The organism is Pontibacter sp. 13R65 (genome assembly GCF_047525655.1).
Classification (GTDB): domain Bacteria; phylum Bacteroidota; class Bacteroidia; order Cytophagales; family Hymenobacteraceae; genus Pontibacter.
In genome coordinates this window covers 355,270-376,318 of the sequence record NZ_JBLIQL010000005.1, presented here as the reverse complement: position 1 = coordinate 376,318, position 21,049 = coordinate 355,270, and the positions used below count along the sequence as shown (strand labels likewise).

At 43.2% G+C, this 21,049-nt stretch carries 15 protein-coding genes; 7 read left to right on the top strand and 8 right to left on the bottom strand.

Annotated elements, in window-relative coordinates; genetic code table 11:
• Positions 1-561: 561 nt before the first annotated feature.
• The 8 genes from ACMA1I_RS09315 to ACMA1I_RS09280 all read right to left on the bottom strand — a co-directional run bounded on the left by ACMA1I_RS09315 (position 562) and on the right by ACMA1I_RS09280 (position 11,538).
• Complete coding sequence (locus ACMA1I_RS09315) at positions 562-1,962, bottom strand: alkaline phosphatase (protein WP_337068043.1); 1,401 nt, start codon at positions 1,960-1,962, stop codon at positions 562-564.
• Between the two features lie 35 nt (positions 1,963-1,997).
• Positions 1,998-2,822 (bottom strand): DUF6528 family protein, encoded by an 825-nt coding sequence (locus tag ACMA1I_RS09310; protein WP_337068042.1) that lies wholly within the window; start codon positions 2,820-2,822, stop codon positions 1,998-2,000.
• A 97-nt stretch (positions 2,823-2,919) separates the two neighbouring features.
• Positions 2,920-3,762, bottom strand: coding sequence for a discoidin domain-containing protein (locus ACMA1I_RS09305; protein ID WP_337068041.1), 843 nt, complete (start codon positions 3,760-3,762; stop codon positions 2,920-2,922).
• Positions 3,763-3,823: 61 nt separating this feature from the next.
• On the bottom strand, positions 3,824-4,816 hold the full coding sequence (locus ACMA1I_RS09300) for a DUF6528 family protein (RefSeq protein WP_337068040.1): 993 nt from the start codon (positions 4,814-4,816) through the stop codon (positions 3,824-3,826).
• A 59-nt stretch (positions 4,817-4,875) separates the two neighbouring features.
• Entirely contained in the window at positions 4,876-6,426 is a 1,551-nt protein-coding gene (locus ACMA1I_RS09295) for a RagB/SusD family nutrient uptake outer membrane protein (protein ID WP_337068039.1), read from the bottom strand.
• An 18-nt stretch (positions 6,427-6,444) separates the two neighbouring features.
• Complete coding sequence (locus tag ACMA1I_RS09290) at positions 6,445-9,807, bottom strand: SusC/RagA family TonB-linked outer membrane protein (RefSeq protein ID WP_337068038.1); 3,363 nt, start codon at positions 9,805-9,807, stop codon at positions 6,445-6,447.
• Between the two features lie 114 nt (positions 9,808-9,921).
• Positions 9,922-10,860, bottom strand: a complete 939-nt coding sequence (locus tag ACMA1I_RS09285; protein ID WP_337068037.1) for a FecR family protein — start codon at positions 10,858-10,860, stop codon at positions 9,922-9,924.
• A 72-nt stretch (positions 10,861-10,932) separates the two neighbouring features.
• A complete protein-coding gene (locus ACMA1I_RS09280) occupies positions 10,933-11,538 on the bottom strand; it encodes an RNA polymerase sigma-70 factor (protein WP_337068036.1) in 606 nt (201 codons plus the stop codon).
• Positions 11,539-11,944: 406 nt separating this feature from the next.
• Here ACMA1I_RS09280 and ACMA1I_RS09275 point away from each other — a divergent pair, with 406 nt between their 5' ends.
• From ACMA1I_RS09275 to ACMA1I_RS09245, 7 genes are all read left to right on the top strand, one after another.
• On the top strand, positions 11,945-12,169 hold the full coding sequence (locus ACMA1I_RS09275) for an aldo/keto reductase (RefSeq protein WP_414703890.1): 225 nt from the start codon (positions 11,945-11,947) through the stop codon (positions 12,167-12,169).
• 141 nt (positions 12,170-12,310) lie between these two features.
• A complete protein-coding gene (locus tag ACMA1I_RS09270) occupies positions 12,311-13,570 on the top strand; it encodes an FAD-binding protein (protein ID WP_337068035.1) in 1,260 nt (419 codons plus the stop codon).
• A 116-nt stretch (positions 13,571-13,686) separates the two neighbouring features.
• Positions 13,687-14,829, top strand: coding sequence for an aldo/keto reductase (locus ACMA1I_RS09265; protein ID WP_337068034.1), 1,143 nt, complete (start codon positions 13,687-13,689; stop codon positions 14,827-14,829).
• Between the two features lie 84 nt (positions 14,830-14,913).
• Entirely contained in the window at positions 14,914-16,035 is a 1,122-nt protein-coding gene (locus ACMA1I_RS09260; protein ID WP_337068033.1) for an MBL fold metallo-hydrolase, read from the top strand.
• A 479-nt stretch (positions 16,036-16,514) separates the two neighbouring features.
• Positions 16,515-17,570, top strand: coding sequence for an NAD(P)-dependent alcohol dehydrogenase (locus tag ACMA1I_RS09255; protein WP_337068032.1), 1,056 nt, complete (start codon positions 16,515-16,517; stop codon positions 17,568-17,570).
• A gap of 620 nt (positions 17,571-18,190) precedes the next feature.
• Complete coding sequence (locus ACMA1I_RS09250; RefSeq protein WP_337068030.1) at positions 18,191-18,421, top strand: hypothetical protein; 231 nt, start codon at positions 18,191-18,193, stop codon at positions 18,419-18,421.
• A 384-nt stretch (positions 18,422-18,805) separates the two neighbouring features.
• Positions 18,806-20,755 carry a sensor histidine kinase gene (locus ACMA1I_RS09245; protein WP_337068029.1) on the top strand — a complete coding sequence of 650 codons (1,950 nt, stop codon included), beginning with the start codon at positions 18,806-18,808 and terminating at the stop codon, positions 20,753-20,755.
• The last annotated feature ends 294 nt before the right edge of the window (positions 20,756-21,049 follow it).

The following is a 21,049-nucleotide window of genomic DNA, read 5'->3' as shown; positions in this document are numbered from 1 at the left end:
AGAGAAAATAAGGCTACGCGTACAGAATGCCCGTGACAGAATTATGATGGTCGCTTGTGGTTTACACAACCTGCGAACCTCCTTTAGGAAAATCAATAACAATTAATCAGAATACACTTTATTGTAATAGGAATTTGTCAGGCACAGCCCTCTCAAAATCATACATTTGAGAGGGCTATGCCTAGCAAAATTTGCAGGAGCTGCACTTATAGTTCTACAGCAATAATAATTAAAACTTACAAAAAAGCTACCGCACCTCCTATTAGGTAACCACTCTTAATAGGCGTGCACTTCACCCTTGTTTATTTTAAAATAACCTATCGGCTGTCGAAAAAGCCTTTAAATATCTACTTAACTCTTCATTTAGCACTAAATAAACTTATATTAAAAACAAGCCACAGACTATAAGGTAGCGAGAAATTAACTTAGCAGAGGACCAGGAATGGAGCATTTTGAGAATGTATGGCTTGAAATGGTTAGATTATACTCAAATTATTAAGCTTGTCTCACCACCCAGAACCAAACCTTTTCCTGGAGAATTAAGGTTAACAAAGTGTTACACTAAGCAATTACTCCACACGCCTTCAGCATTATGTTATGAAGTTCTATATTTTTAACAAAGGGTTTTAATAGTTCACTGCCCGGCCCAACCATAGCAAGCTCCACATAATCAGCAGAATGATGTATTGAACCCCATCCAACAGAAGTATAATTATATTGAATTTGAGCTAATTGACTAAACGGCAACTTCTTAGGATTATAAATACCTGATTCATCAAGTGCCTTTATGTGTTTTAAAAGAATTTGAGCCTCATCAATGGTTATCGCAAAACTTTGCGCCGCCTCTACCCTTTCTACTACTTGTCTGGGACTAAAATCTCTGCTTATGCCAGTTAGTATCCAATCATTCGTATGTCTGAATTTCTGTATCTTATCAAAGTTCTCGTCTGCTTTTTCATCTGAGTATAATCCAGGGTTAGCATTCCCATGATCTGTGGTAATAATAACCAGTGTCTCTTTGTCTTTTTCAGCAAACTCTAAGGCTACTCCAACGGCATCGTCAAAAGCAATCTGGTCATATAACAACCCGCTTATATCATTCGCATGGGCTGCCCAATCTACCTTTCCTCCCTCTACCTGCAATACAAAACCTTTTTTGTTGTTTTTCAGATGTTTGATAGCTTGGCTGGTCATATCAGCAAGGGTAGGCACTTGTTCCTTTAGCTGCTTATCCTGTTCCCTATCTAGTGAATAAGGAACGGCATTCTCATGGAAAACGCCTAAAACAGGAGTTCCGGCAGAAGTTGACAAGTTCATCAATTCTTTCCGGTTTCTTATAACGTTGTAGCCTTGCAGCGAATACTCCTGAAATAAATCAGCTTTGTCCTTTCTCTTCTCGGCAGTAAAAAATTCTGTCCCTCCCCCCATCATTAAATCCAACCGCAAGGAAAGATACTGCCGGGCAATCCCCTCCTGGTCATCTCTGGTTTTGCTGGCAATGCAAAAGCCTGCCGGAGTGGCATGTGTTATAGGAACTGTAGTAACACAACCAACTGCTTTTCCTGCAGCTTTAAATTTCTGAAGGATTGGCTTATTACTTGAGCCATCTGGATTAACGTTTATTGATCCATTATTTACACGCACTCCTCCTCCCCAAGAAGAACTAGCAGCCCCAGAATCTGTTACAAGGGAGTTGGCTGAAGCAGTATCCATTAAGGCACGCATTGCCCTATTCTCCTCATATAATGAAACCCAATGGCTTTTTCTCCCCTCTTTCCGCTGTAGAAGAAGGTCAGCCATGTTTAAAGTTCCTGTACTCATACCATCACTAACCAAGAAAATAATATTCTTAGCAGTCTTGCCTGCTCTTTTATCGATAGAATCTGTAAATCCAAAAGCGGGGAGCAAGGTCACTCCTGCTGTAGCAAGGGTGGTATTTTTAAAGAAATCTCTTCTCTTCATTACTTGAAATTTAGGGTATAACTACTGGGTTAAGTTTATTCATAAGAAATCCACCTTGCCTTATAGACATGCATTTCAGGAAAAACAGTTCTCTGGTTAGGATCAATGAAATTTACATGATAGGCCCACCAGCTTTCCTCTGCCTTTGTATAAATAAGTTGCTTGCTTACAGGATGTTTCCCAATACTTTTAACATTTTTCATTCCCTTTAAAGGAGAGAATTCAGAAAAGTTGAAACTATTTAGATCAAACTCCCAAACCGTACGTGTGTCAGTTAAAAGCAGCTTGTCTTCAGAAGGAACCAGTTGCAGGTCATGCCCTCCGGTATTGGGCAGTTTCCATGATTTATTTAACTTTAAAGAAGTACCTGATTTCCCGTTTTTAAGACTATACTGCCGGAGTTCATTATAGCCAAGAGCATATAATTTCTTTTGTTTGTCATGCCATACAACCCCATGTCCTGAGTACAGGCTATCTCTATAAACCGCTTTACCAGGTTGGTCTAGTTTGTAAAGTTCTACACAGTTTCCATTTTTAGCGGTTGAGCCCGCAACAGCAATGATGTTCCCAGGTAGCATTTCTATAGAATGGGCATTGGGAACAAAACCATAGTAGAGAACTTTTTTGTCAACCTTATTTATCATTGCAAACCCACCGGATGAGGAGGAAATGAGAATTATATTTCCTTTTTGGTAAGCTTTACAATCATCTATCGTCTCAAAAAATTTCTGTCGGTAGTCATCGGGAAGGTCTGCAGCGTCATGTGCATCCCAACTCCATATGATCATTGGGATACTGTCTTTCGTTAAGCTATGATTAACAATCAGAACTTTACTGTCACCACAAACCAAATATTCCATAGGTCTGGTGTTCTGTGCACCCCCTTTCAGGCTAAACAAGCATAGTACAAAAACCCATGCTTGAAGTGTTACACGCATATATTTAGGATATAACATACTAATAAACACCAAGCTGCTCCAGATTAATAAATTGCGCTGTAGGAATATGTGGAGTTGTTGCCACAAACTTTATGTACCTGCCTCGGGTAGGCTCCTGAAGCTTAATAGTGTGCCATTCTCCTGGGTTAGTAAGAGGTATCTCCGTTGTAACCACCTTTTGCCAACTCTGATTATCATCGCTCACATAAAACTCAATTCCTTTAATTGGCCCGTTATTAGATGCACGCTGCTTTAATGCAAAGCCATGCATAGGTTTCACTTCTTTCATATCTATTACCAACCAATGAGGATATGGAGTGGCTCCTCCGGCGTAATTAGTATGCCATATTGAAGTATTGTCTAACAGTACATTTCCTGGAAGGTTTGCAGTTGTATTTGAAGTTACATGCATACTGCTAAAATCTAATACCTCCCAACCCGTACGATCCATAATAGACTGAGGATGCCACAATGTATTAACCTGCAACTCCATGGAGGCTGATTTTTGTCCTAATATTTTGGCAATCACCGGATCACCGGAAGGATACTTTGTATCAGCCATTTCCAGTCTGACTATATTAGGGACCTGCAAATCTTTTACCTCAAATCTCCCTTTTTCATCTGTGGTTCCAGAGTATATTAAGGCAAAGTCACTGCTTCCTTTGGGCTTAGCAAAAACATTCACTCTTACATCAGTTAGTACATCATGATTTTCTTTCCCTTTGAGCATGACCTCCAAGTCAGCAGATGTTTCCAAGGCATCGTCTTCCCATAAATCTGAAGTCTCATTGCAAGACAGGGTAAGCACTGCTAGTACAAAAAGAGTAAGTACAGCTTTCATTTTCTGTTTTAAGGCTATCATTTTTGTAAATTTTTATTCTGTTGAAAATGTTAAACTTTCAATGCGACAGTTATTGATCCATTCAATCGCATTGCTGGAACATATGATTTTCCGGATAGCTAAAATTATTTGCCACTAGCCACCGAGCTTTATAAATCTTTAGGTCGTTCTGCTGAAATATCCGGTGTCCATTTTCATCTTTTACCTCATCAGACCAATACTGAACCTTTGGCTGCATATGAAGGATAGGCCAGCCTGGAGGGCCCGAAGAAATGCTTTTGATGGCTCTTTGTAAAGCTGTAGAGTGCAATGAAAAACTTTCTTCCGGAATATTAAATTTATAGACGTTGGTGGTGGTAGACATCCATAGGGCATCTTCACCATACACTGGAAAAAGATCGTGCGGGTGAGTTCCCGGCCCCGGCACAGGAATTGACGTTACTTCTGTTAAACCTGGCTGGCTGCAATTATTGTTATAGGAAAAAGCTTTGAGCGTAGAGTTAGAAGTAGCCCATAATTGCTGCCGCTGCCTATCCCATACCACATTATGCCCGTCTTCAATAAACATTGTCCTTTTGTATCCTTGATCAGGATAAGTAAGAGTATCGACCTTTAACAAGGTCAGTTTATTGCCAGTACTTGAAGACGTTACAATATTTCCATCGGGAAGCAATTCTGCGGAATGGGGATTCCCGCCTACATTAGCGTAAAACAAAGTTTTCTTGTCTTTTACACGGACCAATGCTACACCACCACCTGAAGCTGTAAGTAAAATATACTTACCTCCGTATACAGGTTTTGCTTCATCTGGCAAGTTAAACCATGATAAGTGAGGCGTCAGAACATTGGACTCAACTGCTTTCCACTCCCAGATAATGTTCTTAGAATCCAGATCTACTATCGCAACTCTGTTCTTTAATTGCTCTGCCAGCACAATACATTTCTTACAGTCTTCTACACCTATCAGTTCTGCTGGCGATTCAGGTTCTTCAGGTAGAATCGGTTGCCTTATTTCGTCTTTTTCACAACTGAAGAAGATTATTGGCAAGGCAACTAAAAGTATCAGCCTTTTCATCTCTGTTAAGTAATTCCTATTAAAGCAAAGCATAAATAACCATGCTGATGAAAGATGAATTAATAATTAGGATTTTGCTCCAGGGCAGGGTTTAACTCAAGCTGTCGGTCCGGGATAGGCCACCAATAATCGCGCTGTGAGTTGAAAGATCTTGCCAATATAGGGTTGCCAGCATGATTGTAAATTGGACCATTCATCACGGTCTCTGCGGTTCTCCAGCGGCGGATGTCTGTATAGTAGAAACCTTCGCCTGCTAACTCTATGCGGCGTTCTCTTCTTATGATATTCCTCATTTCTGATTTGCTGAGCCCTGACGGCAACTCCCAAGGGGTTAGCCCGGCTCTTCTGCGGACAGCATGTATGGCATCATAAACGCTTTGATCGGGGGTACCCAACGCTTCATTTTGAGCCTCAGCGTACATTAACAATACATCTGCATATCGGAGAACCATATAATTGATCTCTGACACTGACGGCAAAACATTGTTGGTTTCCCTATCATATATGCTGTACTTCTTTTGTGTGTATCCAGTATTAACATAGGTGTTAGGACTAATTGTTGCTCCTCTGAAAACTGCACCCGGATAAACAATTGTCTGCTCCATTCTAGGGTCACGATTGACATAAGGATCTGCAGGGTTGTAGAGATCAGACTCTTCCTTAGTCTTTCCGTCTTTCATCCAATAAGCATCAACAAGATTCCGCAAAGGGGCCACGGTATTATATTGTCTTAATACTACATCAAAACCAGTTCCATACTGAGGTGCTTTAAATTGCACATCAAATATTGATTCGCTGCTGTTTTCATTCGCCTGAAGGAACAAGGCGCGGTAATCTGGAAATAGTGCGTAACCTGCACCTTGCAAATCCATTACTATTTTGGCAGCACTTGCTGCTTGAGCCCACTTCTCCGCGTTACCTCCTGTGTTAACAAGCGGACTTGCCTCAAATAACAGAACTCTGGCTTTTAGCGCTAATGCAGCACCTTTTGTGGCACGACCAATATCTGTAGCAGCGGTATATCTTGTCGGCAGCTCTTCTGCCGCCTCATCCAAATCCTTCAATATCTGCTGTACTACTTCTTCTCTGGGTGCACGTGGTAAATTTGCTTGAGAAATGTCAGGCTCTTCTAATATCAATGGCACTGCCCCATAGTAGGTGGTAAGGAGGTTGTAATACAGTGCCCGAAGAAACTTCGCCTCCGCTTTCATCCTACTTTTCAGGTTATCATCCAGGGGAGAATTATCTACTCTAGCGATAAAAGTATTACACCGCCCAATGCCACCATAAGCATCATTCCATCTGGCATTGATAATAGCGGAGTTAGTTGCTGAAGTATGGGTACCCAGCGCAATAACATTGAAACCGGCAGAGTTATCGTAGTTATATGCGTTTGGGGTGGCAGTTTCTTCCCACAACACAGTGGCTGTTCCACCAAATGTGCCGGTTTTGGTCAGGCTGTTGTAGCAGGCTGTAAGTGCCCCAACGGTGCCCTTCTCAGAAACCCAAAAATTTTCAATTGTGTAGCGGTCTGTAGGTTCGGTATCGAGTAAATCATTACAAGAAGCCAAGGTTATCGCCACTAAGACTGTATAGAAAAATCTTTTCATGTTTTCAATAGAAGTTGATTAAAACGTTACATTCAAACCTGTACTAAGCGTCTTCATCATAGGATAATCATAAAGGTTATCTGTTTTGATATCTTGCTCAGGATCCCACAACTTAAAGTCAGTCCAGGTAATCAGGTTTTGTCCATTAATAAATAATGTCATTTTTTTGATTTTGACTTTTGATAACAGATGCTCTGGTAAGGAGTAGCTTAATTGAATATTCTGCAGACGCAGGTAAGAGGCATCTCTTAACCAAAAGGTGGAATTTTGAAAATTTTCGGTAGCTCCTGTAGCAGTGGTTAACAGAGGATACTTGGCGTTTGGAGTTTCTGGTGTCCAAGTGTTGCCAATCCAATCGCGCGTGATGCCAGCTCCATTATTAAATGGAAAAGCAAGATTAGCTGTAGGATAAATACTAATACCACTTACTCCCTGAAAAAAAGAATTTAAACTAAATCTGTTATAATTTAAGTTTATGCCAAAGCTAAACGTATAGTCAGGCATAGATTTACCTGTAATAACCCTATCGTCCCCATCAATCTTTCCATCGCGGTTTATATCGCGATATTTGATGTAACCTGATTTAACAGCATTGCTTACTGTAGCACCATAATCTATTTCTTCCTGATCTTGGTAAAAACCGTCTGCCTGTAAGAGATAATATGAATCTATAGGATACCCTTCTTTTATGATGCGGCGGCCACTAATTATCGTCTCCCCGTTCAAATCAACTACTTCGTTTTTGACATAGTTAACACTAGCCATAACGTCATAGCTGAATTTGCCGATGGTGTTACTATGGGTTAGTGTTAATTCATACCCAGTATTATCAACCACTCCAATATTCTTTTGCGGCCCTCCCAGATTTCCTATTTGGGCAGGAATACCAACTGGTCTTAAAATACCGGATGTCCTCCGCTTAAAAACATCTGCTGTCACCCCAAATTTTCCCTGCCATAATAGTACATCCAGTCCCGCATTGTAAGAGGTAGTCGTCTCCCATGAAATAGTAGGATCATTATAATTAGTAATTGCGGCTCCGGGTTGAATGGTATTTCCGAAGGCATATTGATAAGGCGATCCTGTGTTAACTGTGCTTAAATAACTATACAAAGGAACTGACTGGTTGCCCATCTTACCCCATGATGTTCTTAGCTTCAATTGGGTTATCTGGTGTACACTTTGCAGAAAATTTTCTTGGTGAATGTTCCATCCTGCTGATATGGCAGGAAAGTAACTCCATCTGTTAGCCGGGGCAAAACGAGAAGAGCCATCATATCTTGATGTTACTTCCAACAGATATTTATCTCTGAAGGCATAGTTCACACGGCCAAAGTAAGAAAGTAATCTATCTTTAGAAGATGACCCTCTGACAACTTGATTCGTTGACCCTGCATTTAAATCAGTTAGCTGGTTATCAAAGAAACCCTCCGTATAAGCATCAAAGCTTCTATTATCAAAACCTACATAACTGGAGCCAACCATGGCTGCAAAGTTGTGTTCCCCTCCAAATTGGCGGTTCCAATTTAAGGTATGGTATAACGTTAAGTTGAGGTGGTTTGAGCTCCAATCACGTACTCGGGGTGCTGATCCATTAAATGCTCTTTCTTCTCCCGTTTTAGGGTTGTAAGTGTACATTTGGGGTATAAAATCCTTGCTGAACCTATCATGTTTATCATAACCTATATCAGCATTGTAGACCAGATCAAAAGGAAGTTTATATTCAGTGAAAACTTTCATCAGGAAACGTTGATTCTGGCGAAAAATAGAGCCCTCCTGCACTTCCATTCTTGGGTTCTCAATATTATTTCTTCCTGGTGTGGCTAACCATGTATTTCCATATGTGCCATTTGCTAAGGTGTCTGTAAAAATGGGTAAACCTCGCATAATAACACTCATAACCGTACTTGCGCCGTATCCTGGTTCATGAAACTGACGTAAATTTCCGGTAACACTTCCTCCTACTTTCAACCTGTCTGTTATCTGTGTGCTCAGTTTCATGTCCAGGGAAAAACGATTGGCCTTGTCATTTGCGATGAAGATGCCTTTTTGATCCATGTACCCTAAGGAGATATTATACTGGGTTTTATCAACACCCCCTCTAACTGCAATGTTATGTTGCTGAATAGAACCATCGTTCAAAACCAGATCAAACCAATCTGAGGCAGGATAAACAATAGGATTTACTCTCATCCCGTTACGATATTCTTCTATTTGCTCATCGCTATAGTCTCCTATCAACTTGCCTTCATTAAGAACAGCCTGGTTCCTCATTTGCATATATTGAATAGGATCAGTTAAAACATCAGGTAGTCTGGTGGGTCTCTGAATACCAAATGAGGAGCTATAGACAATAGTATTTTCACCCGCCCTACCCATTTTTGATGTAATCAGGATTACTCCATTAGCTGCTCTTGAGCCATAAATAGCGGCTGAAGCATCCTTAAGCACAGTAACACTTTCTACATCATTAGGATTTATTTCACTAATAGGGTATTCTATACCGTCTAATAATACCAGAGGCTCACTGTTGTTTAGCGTGCCTATGCCTCTTATCCGGATAGAAGCCCCGTCTTGTCCGGGCTGAGAGCCGGCCTGATTTACCCATAACCCTGGCACTCCGTGCAAAGCTTGGCTGACATCAGTAAATGGTTGGTTCTCTTTAGTACTCATTTCTAATGTACTTATAGAACCAGTTGAATGAATTTTCTTTTGTGTTCCATAACCCACAACCACCACTTCACTTAATGCATTATTATCTGCCTGCAGTTTTATATTGATTTCTTCTCCGTTTGTAATGGCTACTTCCTGAGTTACAAAGCCGATATAAGAAAAAACCAAAGTTGCTTCTCCGTCAGGAATGGATAACGTGAAACGGCCATCCATATCGGTAGATGTTCCTCTGGTAGTCCCTTTCAGCACCACCGTTGCTCCTGCAATGGCCTCACCGTTTTCGTCCGTTACCTTCCCGGTTGTTCTTCTTTCCTGTTTTGCCTTCGGCTGTTCTTTTACCTGTTCCACCATCTTCTGCAATACAATGGTGTTATTCACTTCGTGATATTCAATTTTGTTAGGAGACAGAAGCTTTTCCAGAACCTGGCTTAGCGGAGTATCTTTAAAAGAAACAACAGGGGCATAAAACTTCTCCAGGTGGAGTGTCTCTGGATCGTAGGCAAATAAGACGCCGGTTTGTTTTTTTATTTTCTGGATGGCTGACTCCAGGGTTTCCTTATGAAAGGAAATACTAACACTCCGGTTTATGCTACCATTTTTTTGAAGCTCATGGGCATATCCTGGTGCGCTTGATAACACTGTAAATAAAAAAGCAGCAATGAGTAATGCTGACGGCAATCTCATGGCCGCCCGTAACCTTCTTTTCATATCTTTGTTAATGGAATGGTTAAATTATCTTTGACTGAATAGTCCTACTGCTTATGGCAGTAGTAATCTTTTACAACTGCTATCAGGACCAGTAACAGCGGTTGCTTTTTGTTATTAGTGCAGGACTATCTTTCCATTTTCTTTTTTGTGTTTTAGTTGATGAATGGCTGCGATGATTTCAAGAGTTTTATCTCCTGACAATTGCTTATCAAGGGTAAGTGTGTATTTGTAGTTTTTTATTTTGTCTCTCCCTGTCGTAAGCCTGATGTTATAGAGGCTGTAATATACTTCGGCCAGTTCCTTGAAAGAGGCTCTTTCCAGGTTCACTGCGGGTGCCTGCCATGCGGTGGCGTAGTTTGGATTAATATTGCCTACTTCATGCTTGGTCGTAAGCGTGTCATAGCTTATCTGCTTCCCTTTGGTCAGTAGAGCCAGTGAGGCCGCAGAAGAACTTACCTGCACCTTCCCTCTGGTAACACTCACTTGTATTTCTGGATAGTTGGCAGACCTTTTTATGTTGAAGGCAGTGCCCAACACCTTGGTTTCCAAAGGGCCTGAATGCACAATAAAAGGAAGGTGCTCGTTGCGTTTGATATCAAAATAAGCTTCTCCGCTTTCCAGCCAGATTTCACGGTTGTTTATCCCGAAGCCGTTGCGGACATACCTTAATTTTGTATGCTCATTCAACCAAAGGGAAGAGCTATCTGGCAGTAGTATTTTTACATGTTGACCTTTACCGGAAGTAAGGTAACTGTAGGAAAGTGGTGCTTCATTACTTTTAAACTGATAGTAAGCCCCAAGTAGCATAAGGACCAATACAGCCGCCACACTTGCCACCCTCTGCCAAAGTTGCAGCACCTTCCCTTTTCTGATATTCTTTAGAATCGCATTATGCATTATCTCTCCGTCTGCAGGGATAATGGTTCTTTCTGCGGGGGCAGGTTCTGAGGCATCAAAGGCATTGTACCAGTTCTCAACCCACTCTTTTTCCTTAGGGGTTGCACTTCCTTGCAGGTACTTCTTTAATAACTCTTGTTGTTGGTTTAAGTCCACTATGTATAGGTGTGTTTACCTATATATCAGCTAACTCACCCCTGCGTACCTAAGATTTAGGTTAAGGTTATGTTAAGAAATGGCAACCCCTGCAACCAGTAATAACATGTGAGCGTATTGCTCCGAACTTTGATGGCCTATTTTGCCTTTTAGCAACATGCGTGCGTTAGAAAGGTAGTTTTTCACGGTCTGAACAGATAGCGAAAGTTGTGCAGCAATTTCTTTTGGCGTAAATCCTTTTCTATAGCTAAGGAGAAATATTTCCTGCATTCGGTCAGGCATATCTACTAACGCTTCCTGAATGATTGTTTCTAACTCTTGTATTGCCAAGCCAGATTCTGCCAATGAAACAGTAGATATTTCTTGCTCTACTAATTGAGCATTGGCATATTTTAATCTGACCTGATCAGCCTGTATATAATTAATAATACGATAACGCAGAGCTGTAAAAAGATACTCTGCAGCTTTCACATTTTCAGGAATGGTGGTGCGTCTGGTCCAAATCTTTATGAACAGTTCCTGTATTATGTCTTTTGCATCTTCTTCACTGTTTATTCGTCTCAGGGCACTAGAATAAAGCTGCTTCCAATAACGTTGGTACATTTCTGTAAATGCTTCTTCATCCGATCCCCTTATCAAGACCAATAACATATCATCAGTGTATTCCGGAAAACTCATAACTTTTTAAGTTTTGAGCACAAAGTAAAAGAACAGATATTAAGATTGGTTTAACATATTGTTAATAATAAGAATCAAGCAAAGAGAATACTAGATCCTCAAAAACCAGTACAGCAGTTTAAATGTAAAACATTAACTTATTATTTTATCAAAAAGAGAAGATCCTATCAAGCAATAGTCTAAAGCCAAAGTAGCCGTTGAGGCACTCAAAGAACTGTAAATCCTTTAACAACTGGTTCAGAAGTATGAGATCCTCCCCAACATGGAGTTTGGGAATGCTTTTCTATGACAATACCTTTAAGTGATTTTCCTTGCAAGGAGTTATATGGGCGGTGCCTTTAGGCTGACTTTAAGCTGCTGGTTAAGCGCTGCGGGGAAGGCAACCATTTTTTATACCAACTAAAACATTCAGCATACGCTGCTGGAAGAAATTAAACCGATTGCCGAAAAACACAGCGCTATTCTGGCGCAACTGGTACTCAACTGGACCATCCGCCGTCCAGGAGTAGCCTGCGTGCTGGTAGGCGCCCGCGACGAAAAACAAGTAGCAGATAATGCTAAAGCGCTGGGATTCATCTTATCTGTAGAAGAACCAGACACCAATAAATTCAACCCTGCCTCGGTAAGCTAACCGTAACAAATTATAGAAAAGAGCAGGCAAACCCGGTCCTGCTCATATTCCTTTCAGGAAGCATAAGCAGAAAACATAATGAACGGTTGCAATAGTTTTTTACCTTCACCTTCCTGTAATCGGAAAACATAAAACTTCAACATGGAAAACAAGAATTGGGCTGAAAACCTGACCTACAGCACCAATAAGGTGCATTATCCTACAACAGTGCGCCAGGTACAGGAAGTTGTGAAGAACTGCAGCAAAATAAAGGCTTTAGGTTCCCGTCACTCCTTTAACACCATTGCCGACAGCACCGAAAGTCAGGTCTCGCTGAAGCATCTGAATAAAGTCGAAGTGCTGAACACATTGGCACATACCGTAACCATTGAAGGTGGCTTGCGCTATGGTGAGCTTGCGCCCTACCTCCAGGAAAACGGATATGCTCTACACAATTTAGCTTCGTTGCCCCATATTTCGGTAGTAGGCGCCTGTGTCACTGCTACTCATGGATCGGGTGTGAACAGCAGTAGCTTAGCCAGTGCAGTTTCTGCTTTGGAATTTGTAAGTGCAGCAGGCGACATTATTTACCTTTCTAAAGAAAAAGACGGTGAAGCGTTTAAAGGTGCCGTTGTAAATCTTGGCGCACTGGGCGTAGTAACCAAGCTTACGCTCGACCTGCAGCCTTCCTTCAACATGAAACAGGTGGTATACCGCAACCTGCCCATGCAGGAGCTAAAGGCTGATTTCCTGGCAATAATGTCCAGCGGCTATAGCGTAAGCCTTTTTACCACCTGGCTAAACAAAAACATCAATCAGGTCTGGATAAAGCAGGTGAAAGAAGGAAGTTCATCTGGTGCCGCTACTGACTTTTATGGTGCAAAGCCTGCCACTGAGAATATGCATCCGCTGGAGGAGTTATCAGCAGAGCATGCAACAGAACAAATGGGTGTAACAGGTATTTGGTACGAACGGATGCCCCATTTTAAAATGGGCTTCATACCTAGTGCGGGCAAAGAGTTGCAGTCGGAGTACTTTGTGCCCGTAGAGCATGCTTATGAAGCCATGATGGCGATAGAGCAACTGCACGAAAAGGTGTCGCCGTACCTCTTTGTGTCTGAAATCCGGATTATCGCTGCCGATGATTTGTGGATAAGTCCTTTTTACCAAAGAGCATCTATCGCTTTTCATTTTACCTGGAAACAGGAATGGGAGGCCGTAAAAAGATTACTCCCCCTAATTGAAGCCGCACTGGCACCCTTCAACCCACTGCCACATTGGGGAAAGCTGTTTTCCATGGCGCCTGCTGTGCTACAGAGCCGTTTACAAAAGCTTGATGATTTTAAACAACTTGTCCACCAGCACGATCCACACGGAAAATTCCGTAATAGCTTTCTAGAGGAGAAGCTTTTCAGTCAATAAATGTCATTTTTAATAAAAGATTCTGCTCAGCACGTACAAACGCTGTACCCATCACTTACTGTATAGCCGTAAAAGGATTTCTGACATTTTATATGCGTACAAGAAAACTTATTACGATGCTATCAAGACGAAATTTCATATCTAAGGCTGCCTTAACTACTGCAGCTGCCACCTTCGCTCCTGCCCTGGCCTCGGCCTTTGGTGCTGAGTATGGGAGCAGTGGTATACCTTTACCGTACAATTCTGAATCTGAGAAAGTCCTCACAGGTTACAGGCTTCCTTCCAATTTCGGCATTGGAGGGGTAGCAGCAGGCAATGCTTTTCAGATTAACAGCAACGAAGGTATTGAAAATGCGATGGAAGCCGCCTGGAAAGGCGGCGTGCGCTATTTTGATACTTCCCCTTTTTATGGCTACGGGCTGAGCGAACGCAGGATGGGGCTTTTCCTTTACGGTAAAAACAGGGAAGACTATCTTTTATCAACGAAAATAGGCCGCGTGTTTGAGCCAGACCCAAACTTTAAGGTTAAATCAGATATTATCTGGAAAGGAAAGCTCAATTTTAAGTTCAAGTACGACTACTCAGCCGCAGGCGTGCGCAAGTCTGTAGAAGACAGCCTACAGCGCCTGGGCCTCTCCAGCATCGATATAGTATTCATTCACGACCTGTCGCCTGATAATGGTGACATGGGAGATAAGTGGACAGAATACTTTGAGCAGGCCCAAAAAGGTGCCATGCCTGAACTGACGCGCATGCGAGAAGAAGGCATCATCAAAGCCTGGGGAATGGGTGTAAACCGGATTGAGCCAATATTAAAGGCGCTCGAAGTAGCTGACCCGGACATTATGCTTTCTGCGACCCAATATTCTTTGATTGAGCACGAAGATGCCCTGAACCGGCTGTTCCCGGCCTGTGAGAAAAATAATGTGTCTATTGTATCGGGCGCACCTCTTAATTCTGGCTTCCTGGCGGGGAAAGACCGGTACAACTACAGTAATAATATTCCTGAAAAGCACCTGGCTAAACGCAATAAGCTAACTGCCATTGCCAAAAAGCATAATGTAGATTTGCGCACAGCAGCCCTGCAATTTTGTGCGGCTCCCTCCATCGTCACAGCTGTTATTCCGGGTGCCAGCAGCGCCCAACAGGCAGCAGCCAACGTGGCATCCATGAAAACAGTTATTCCGAAGGCTTTCTGGCAGGAACTGAAAAAGGAAAAATTGATAGCTGCGAATGCGCCTGAACCCAAAGCAGGTTAATGCCTGGCCACAATCTTACATCATTATCATCAAGAAAACCATTCCCTTAAGGGCGACTTCTTTTCTCAGTAGCACATAATGCCTATGAATTCCAAAATCAAAAGGAAATATAGTTTAACCTTTTTAGTTTTAGCCATACTCCTTGCTTTAGGCGGAACTGGCTGGTATATCAATAATCAAATTGGCAAATTAAATTCGGGTGACGAGCGCAATGAGGCGTATTCCAAATATTCCTATTATTCATCTGTAATAGATGAATTTATAAGCCCTAAAGAGATAGTTTCTTATCCTGAACAAACAACCGGAGGTAACGCAGGTTTTTGGAGGTTCTTCAAAACATCTCCTAATGCCCCGCAGTTTGAGTTGCCGAAACATGTATTAACAAAAAGGGATTTCCCTGAAGTACCTTCTTCTTATGCTGCTTATTGGTTAGGACATTCTACCGCCATCATTGAGCTTGACGGATATCGAATTTTAATCGATCCGGTATTCAAAAATGCAGGTCCCTTGCCTATTATTGCTAGAAGGATGAGCGTATCCCCTTTGCGGAGGGAAGACATTCCAGCTATTGATATAATTTTGATAACTCATGATCATTATGACCATCTGGAAGCAGAAACCATTAAGTTTTTGGCCAACAAAAACATACAGTTTATAGCACCACTAGCCGTGGGGGCTAGATTACAGGGCTGGGGTGTTCCAAAGAATAAGATTACAGAGCTTGGTTGGGATCAAACTATAACCCATGGATCACTGAGGGTAACCGCCTGCCCAACTGTACATTATTCTGGAAGAAGTTACAATGACAGAAATAAAACGTTGTGGGTCTCCTATGTTATCAAAGGAGAAAAGAAGAATCTGTATTGGAGTGGCGATACGGGCTATGGCGAACATTTCAAAGAGATAGGAAGGAAATACGGTCCATTCGACCTGGCTTTTATGGAGATAGACGCCTGGAACAAAGGATGGCCAAACACCCACCTTTTTCCGGAACAGGTAATCCAGGCTTGCCAGGATATTGATGCTGCACTCTTATTCCCTATTCATTTTTCAACTTTTGATTTAGCGTTACACCGCTGGGATGAATCTATTAGCGTGGTGGCTGATATGGCCTCACAGAATAATATAGAAATTGTGACACCAATTATGGGGGAGAAAGTGATACCGGGGATTACCCAAACAACCAATTGGTGGATACCACAATAAATGCATCACAAGAATAAAAGTTTATCTAAGTGTTCAGTTTACATTGCGCCAATTTATTCTTCAGCCGCTCCTGAATCCGGTAAGTATGGGACCTTTCGTCTTGGTGCGTTGTACGAATAGGATATCCACATTGATTTGATGTTTGATAGGTTCACTATGGCTGAACTTCTGTTGTTCCTTACGTATTTGGTTATGCGGCGCCATAGCTGTCGTATAGGTGTAATTGTAGCAAGACATAGCTACTCCAACAACAAGAATGACAGACCTTGCTATTAAAGTGCATATCAGGGTAATATGGTGGAATGGATAAAATGCTAAGTGACTATTCCAACAAGAAATAAAAATAGAATAGAGTATAATCCAGTGTTTAATAATAACCGGTTTTAACGTCTTAATTATGTTACCTCGTATAAAGGGAAACGAAAGGAATGCCTGATTGAATTTCTGGTGCCCTTTCATTACCAAACAAAAAAATAGATATGGAAGTAAAATATATAAAAGCATTTGGCACACAGGCCGCAGAAGCTCCATTAGAACAGCTAAACATTAACCGCAGAAAGCCGACGCCAAACGATGTAGAAATTGAGATATTATACTGTGGGGTTTGCCACTCTGACCTGCATACGGCGAGAAACGAATGGCATGGCACTGTGTACCCTTGCGTACCAGGCCATGAAATAGTGGGCAAAATAGTGAGCGTAGGCGAACATGTTACAAAATTTAAAGCAGGCGATCTGGCTGGCGTAGGTTGTATGGTAGATAGCTGTCAGGAATGCGAGTACTGCAGAGAAGACCTGGAACAGTATTGCATAAATGTCGCGACCCAGACCTATAACTCACCCGACAAACATTTGAACACGCAAACCTTTGGTGGTTATTCAGAGAGCATTGTGGTGGATGAAAAATTTGTTTTGCGGGTTCCGGATAACTTGGACCTGGCAGCTGTTGCTCCCTTGCTATGCGCCGGCATTACCACTTACTCTCCGCTGAAGCATTGGAATGTAGGTCCTGGACAGAAAGTAGGAGTTATAGGCTTGGGTGGTTTAGGCCATATGGCCGTAAAAATTGCGAAAGCCATGGGTGCCGAGGTAATTGTATTTACAACATCTCCCTCTAAGGTGGAGGATGCCAAACGTTTGGGTGCCGACGCAGTAGTTTTATCCAAAGATGCAGATAAGATGCAACAATATGCCGGTAAGCTACATTTCATTTTGGATGCCGTTTCAGCAGAGCACGATATTAATACCTACCTGAACCTGTTAAGGGTAGATGGTTCTTTGGTATTGGTAGGGGCGCCTGAACAGCCGCTACCGATAGCTGCATTCAGCCTTATTCCTGCCCGCCGAAGCTTCTCTGGATCTATGATCGGAGGAATAGCTGAAACTCAGGAAATGCTTGACTTTTGTGGCAAGCATAACATTGTTTCAGATATAGAGATGATCAGCTTGCAGGAAATAAATAATGCTTATGACCGCCTACTGAAAGGGGATGTAAAGTACCGCTTTGTTATTGATATGGCCTCATTAAAAAAATAGAGGGTTCTCTTTGCTAAGATTAGTTAACATATCAGCACTAGTACTAAAAGGTATTAGTCAAAATAGGGAGGGAATCTCATCAACAGGTGATTTTTTCTTCCTTTTTTGATTAATATTATCTAGCCCTGATAAAGGCTGATAAATTTTATCATCGACAACATTTGAAATTTTGATATAGATCATTCTACGTTTCTTCTCTTGATTGGAGGATAGTATAAGATTTAAGGAAAATTAACTAGTTGGTTAAAGAATGGATTGAGCCAGGCGTCTTAGGAATGTCCAACACCTCTAAACTGTCAGTTCAAGTTCTGACTACTATATGGCAACTCCTTTTGTGTTGGTCCGACAAAATTGCGCGTTTCCTGTACTTTACAAAGTAAGGTTTTTAGGGAGAAGGTCACTACGTAATATCGGTAGCAGGCTGATATTCAATGCTGATTATGCGTTATCGAACATTATTATTTACTTTCTGCTGTTATAATGTTTAGGCCGCCACTGGTGCGGGGAATATCAAACCCCTTGACCATCTCTGGGCACAATGGTGAGAGTAATATCAGTTCCTAAGTTGAAGCCAGCGTTCAGCTGTATCCTTGTTGTCGAAGGTGATGGCAATGACGCCCATGATGCCGTACCCAAGCAACTTATCGGCGGAAAGCTTGCTGTACACGTTTGGAGTACAACCAAGCGTACCCACCAGCACCCCAATTGGTGCACTGGTCCAAGTAGAAGAGTCGAGTATCGGTTCGCAGCCGTCCATGACGCTCAGCCTTGTTTGGTCCCCCATCCAACCGGCTTACAGGATACCCCTCCACACCATCATACCAAATGGTAATGTGCGGCTCCAATGCTAGTGCTCTTCCTTTCATTGATTATAAGGTAATTAAACAAAAACTTTATTCTGACTGCCCGGAGCATTTTTCTAATTAAGCAATGTTGCCAAGAGCCATAAGGTACGGATGTATTAGCAGGAAAGGCGGTGAGATATTTTCTTGCTTTGCAATTCCTGTACGGTCTCGCCGATGCTTTATTTCTTTGCACTAAGGGGTAATTTCCAGTCAGTAGTCTCGGGTCACAGAGGCCGCCTTAAAATAGCCCATAACATAGTGTAGATAAGCATACTTCCTATAACTTTGTCAAAAATTGATCGAGCCTGTTGTCATGGTTTTCACAAATGGATGAACAAACCACACCTACTGAAGTCAAAGCTATTCCCACACCACCTTTAACGTTTTTTCATGAAGCCAGCAGCAGTGTTTTTCCTGACACTCATTAGCCTTGTCCTCTATGTGGCAGCCTCCCTTGGGCAAGGGAGTGCCGCCCCAAGCTCCGATGCGGCTATTTTTCAGCGAGTCGATTCACTGAACCAGGCTGCCTTCGAGGCTAAGCGCAGTAGTGTAGACCAGGCCTTAACGCTCCTTCACCAAGCTGCCCGCCTGGCAGAGGAGCACCGCTACACCAGCGGCTACGCAACAAACCTGGTGTATGAGGCGGGAATCTACCAGCAGCACGGTTATACGAAGAAAGCACTGGTGCTGTACTACAAAGCACTTGACCTGAGCACACAGAGTTCGGATACGCTCAACATTGCCAGAGCAAACCAGCAAATAGCCAAAGCCCTGTTGGAGGCAGGCAACCTTGGCGAGGCGGAGAGGCTTTACAGAGAAGCCAAGCAGGGCTACGCCGCTCTCAGGCTCCGGGATGACCTGGTCAACATCACCAACAGCCTTGGCCTTGTAAAACTTAAGCAGAGGGAAATGGAAGCAGCCGAGCTTTACTTTACCGAGGCAATGACCTCCAGCAGGGAGGGAAACTACGGGTATGGCCTCAAGAAGGCATACTATCACCTGGGGCTGTTGTCCCTCCAGCTGGGTAACTTGGGCACTGCGAAGGACTACTTCTTGCGCAGCCTGCACCTGGATGAGCAAAAGGGAGACAGCTACGGCCTGGCACTCACAGAAATCCAGCTTTCCGAGACTGCCCTTAGGGAAGGGGCCCATGAGCATGCGCTTTCCTGGGCCTCTGCAGCCCTCGGACACGCTCAGATAGTCTTGGCATCAGAGCTGGAGGAGGCAGCCGTGGACAAGCTCATTGACGTGCACCGGGTACTTGGCAACTCTGGGGAGATCATACAGTGGCAGGATGTGCTGATCGAGAGGCAGAAGCAGGCGTTCGAGCAAGGGAAGGACCAAGCCTTAAGCTTTCTGGACTTACTGAAGGAGAAACAGGAGGAGCGGCTACTGTATGCGAGGCAGGCGCTCGAGGCCCGGCAAAAAGCGGAGTGGACATACAGGATCCTCTCCCTTGCGGGTCTAGGGCTGGTGTTGCTCTCATTCCTTGCCTACATGTGGCACAAAAGCTACAGGAAGGCCAAGGAGTACGGTGCCGCGCTGGCAGCCAAAAACGAAGAATTAGGGAAGAAATCTATACAGCTCGATCAGCTCTACCAGACGACCGTCCTGCAGAACAAGAGCCTGGAAGAGAACAACCTAATGAAAGACAGGCTCTTCTCCATCGTGTCTCATGACCTCAGGTCCCCCCTGGCCTCCCTAAAGGGCCTGCTGAACCTGGCGAACCGTAGGTCCATGTCCCACGAGGAGGTCAAACCTTTTCTGGCGATGCTGCAGCGGGAGGTGGAGGTGGTGGCAGACATGCTAAACAACCTTCTGGACTGGTCCAAGACTCAGTTGAAAGGCGTAGCCGTCGCGCTGGAGCCTATCAGCCTGAAGCAGCTAGTGGAGGAGAACAGAGAGCTTGTTCTCCTCCAGGCCAGTCAGAAGGGCATTGAGCTTGAAAACGCCGTTCCAAAGGATGCCGTCGCCCTGGCAGACAGGGAGCGGCTCAACTTTGTTGTCCGAAACCTGCTGATGAACGCGGTGAAGTTCTCCTATAGGGGGGGGCATGTCGTCATCCACGCCGAGGGAAGTGCTGACCACGTAGAACTGCGTGTGACGGATAGCGGCACAGGGATAGCCGCCGACAAACTGGGACGGCTGTTCAAGGGCAGCGAGCGGTTCACTACAAACGGCACCGCCAAGGAAAGAGGCACCGGGCTTGGGCTAAAGCTCTCCAAAGACTTCGTCGTGAGCATGAGTGGAACCATCGGAGTGGACAGCAAGGAGCAGGAGGGCAGCACCTTCCTTGTCACGCTTCCAAAACCCCCTCCTGCAGGAGCCGCTGCAGATTAGGTGGAAACTGCTCTACATTGCGTACTCGACCACATTATCCTCACAAGCGACCATACGTACTACTCCATAGCAGAAGTAGGGCTCTTATAGCCCTACATTTTGTTCATAGCAGGTTGCCTCCGGAGCATATTATTATACCTAAAGCAGAGTTTATTAGTTAAGAGCAAAAGTGAAAGTAGTCTGTTATCTCATATCCACCCACAATCAGGATGACTGAAATCTTAACATCAGCATAATAAATATATACTGAAAACAAAAAAGCCTGCAATCGTTTGATTTTCAGGCTTTTAGCTA

Excerpts from the sequence above, each read along its gene's own strand:
- ACMA1I_RS09290 (WP_337068038.1), bottom strand. The coding sequence starts at position 9,807 with ATGAAAAGAAGGTTACGGGCGGCCATGAGATTGCCGTCAGCATTACTC.
- ACMA1I_RS09255 (WP_337068032.1), top strand. The coding sequence starts at position 16,515 with ATGGAAGTAAAATATATAAAAGCATTTGGCACACAGGCCGCAGAAGCT.
- ACMA1I_RS09300 (WP_337068040.1), bottom strand. The coding sequence starts at position 4,816 with ATGAAAAGGCTGATACTTTTAGTTGCCTTGCCAATAATCTTCTTCAGT.
- ACMA1I_RS09260 (WP_337068033.1), top strand. The coding sequence starts at position 14,914 with ATGAATTCCAAAATCAAAAGGAAATATAGTTTAACCTTTTTAGTTTTA.
- ACMA1I_RS09280 (WP_337068036.1), bottom strand. The coding sequence starts at position 11,538 with ATGAGTTTTCCGGAATACACTGATGATATGTTATTGGTCTTGATAAGG.
- ACMA1I_RS09315 (WP_337068043.1), bottom strand. The coding sequence starts at position 1,962 with ATGAAGAGAAGAGATTTCTTTAAAAATACCACCCTTGCTACAGCAGGA.
- ACMA1I_RS09270 (WP_337068035.1), top strand. The coding sequence starts at position 12,311 with ATGGAAAACAAGAATTGGGCTGAAAACCTGACCTACAGCACCAATAAG.
- ACMA1I_RS09295 (WP_337068039.1), bottom strand. The coding sequence starts at position 6,426 with ATGAAAAGATTTTTCTATACAGTCTTAGTGGCGATAACCTTGGCTTCT.
- ACMA1I_RS09305 (WP_337068041.1), bottom strand. The coding sequence starts at position 3,762 with ATGATAGCCTTAAAACAGAAAATGAAAGCTGTACTTACTCTTTTTGTA.
- ACMA1I_RS09265 (WP_337068034.1), top strand. The coding sequence starts at position 13,687 with ATGCTATCAAGACGAAATTTCATATCTAAGGCTGCCTTAACTACTGCA.
- ACMA1I_RS09310 (WP_337068042.1), bottom strand. The coding sequence starts at position 2,822 with ATGGAATATTTGGTTTGTGGTGACAGTAAAGTTCTGATTGTTAATCAT.
- ACMA1I_RS09250 (WP_337068030.1), top strand. The coding sequence starts at position 18,191 with ATGATGCCGTACCCAAGCAACTTATCGGCGGAAAGCTTGCTGTACACG.
- ACMA1I_RS09245 (WP_337068029.1), top strand. The coding sequence starts at position 18,806 with ATGAAGCCAGCAGCAGTGTTTTTCCTGACACTCATTAGCCTTGTCCTC.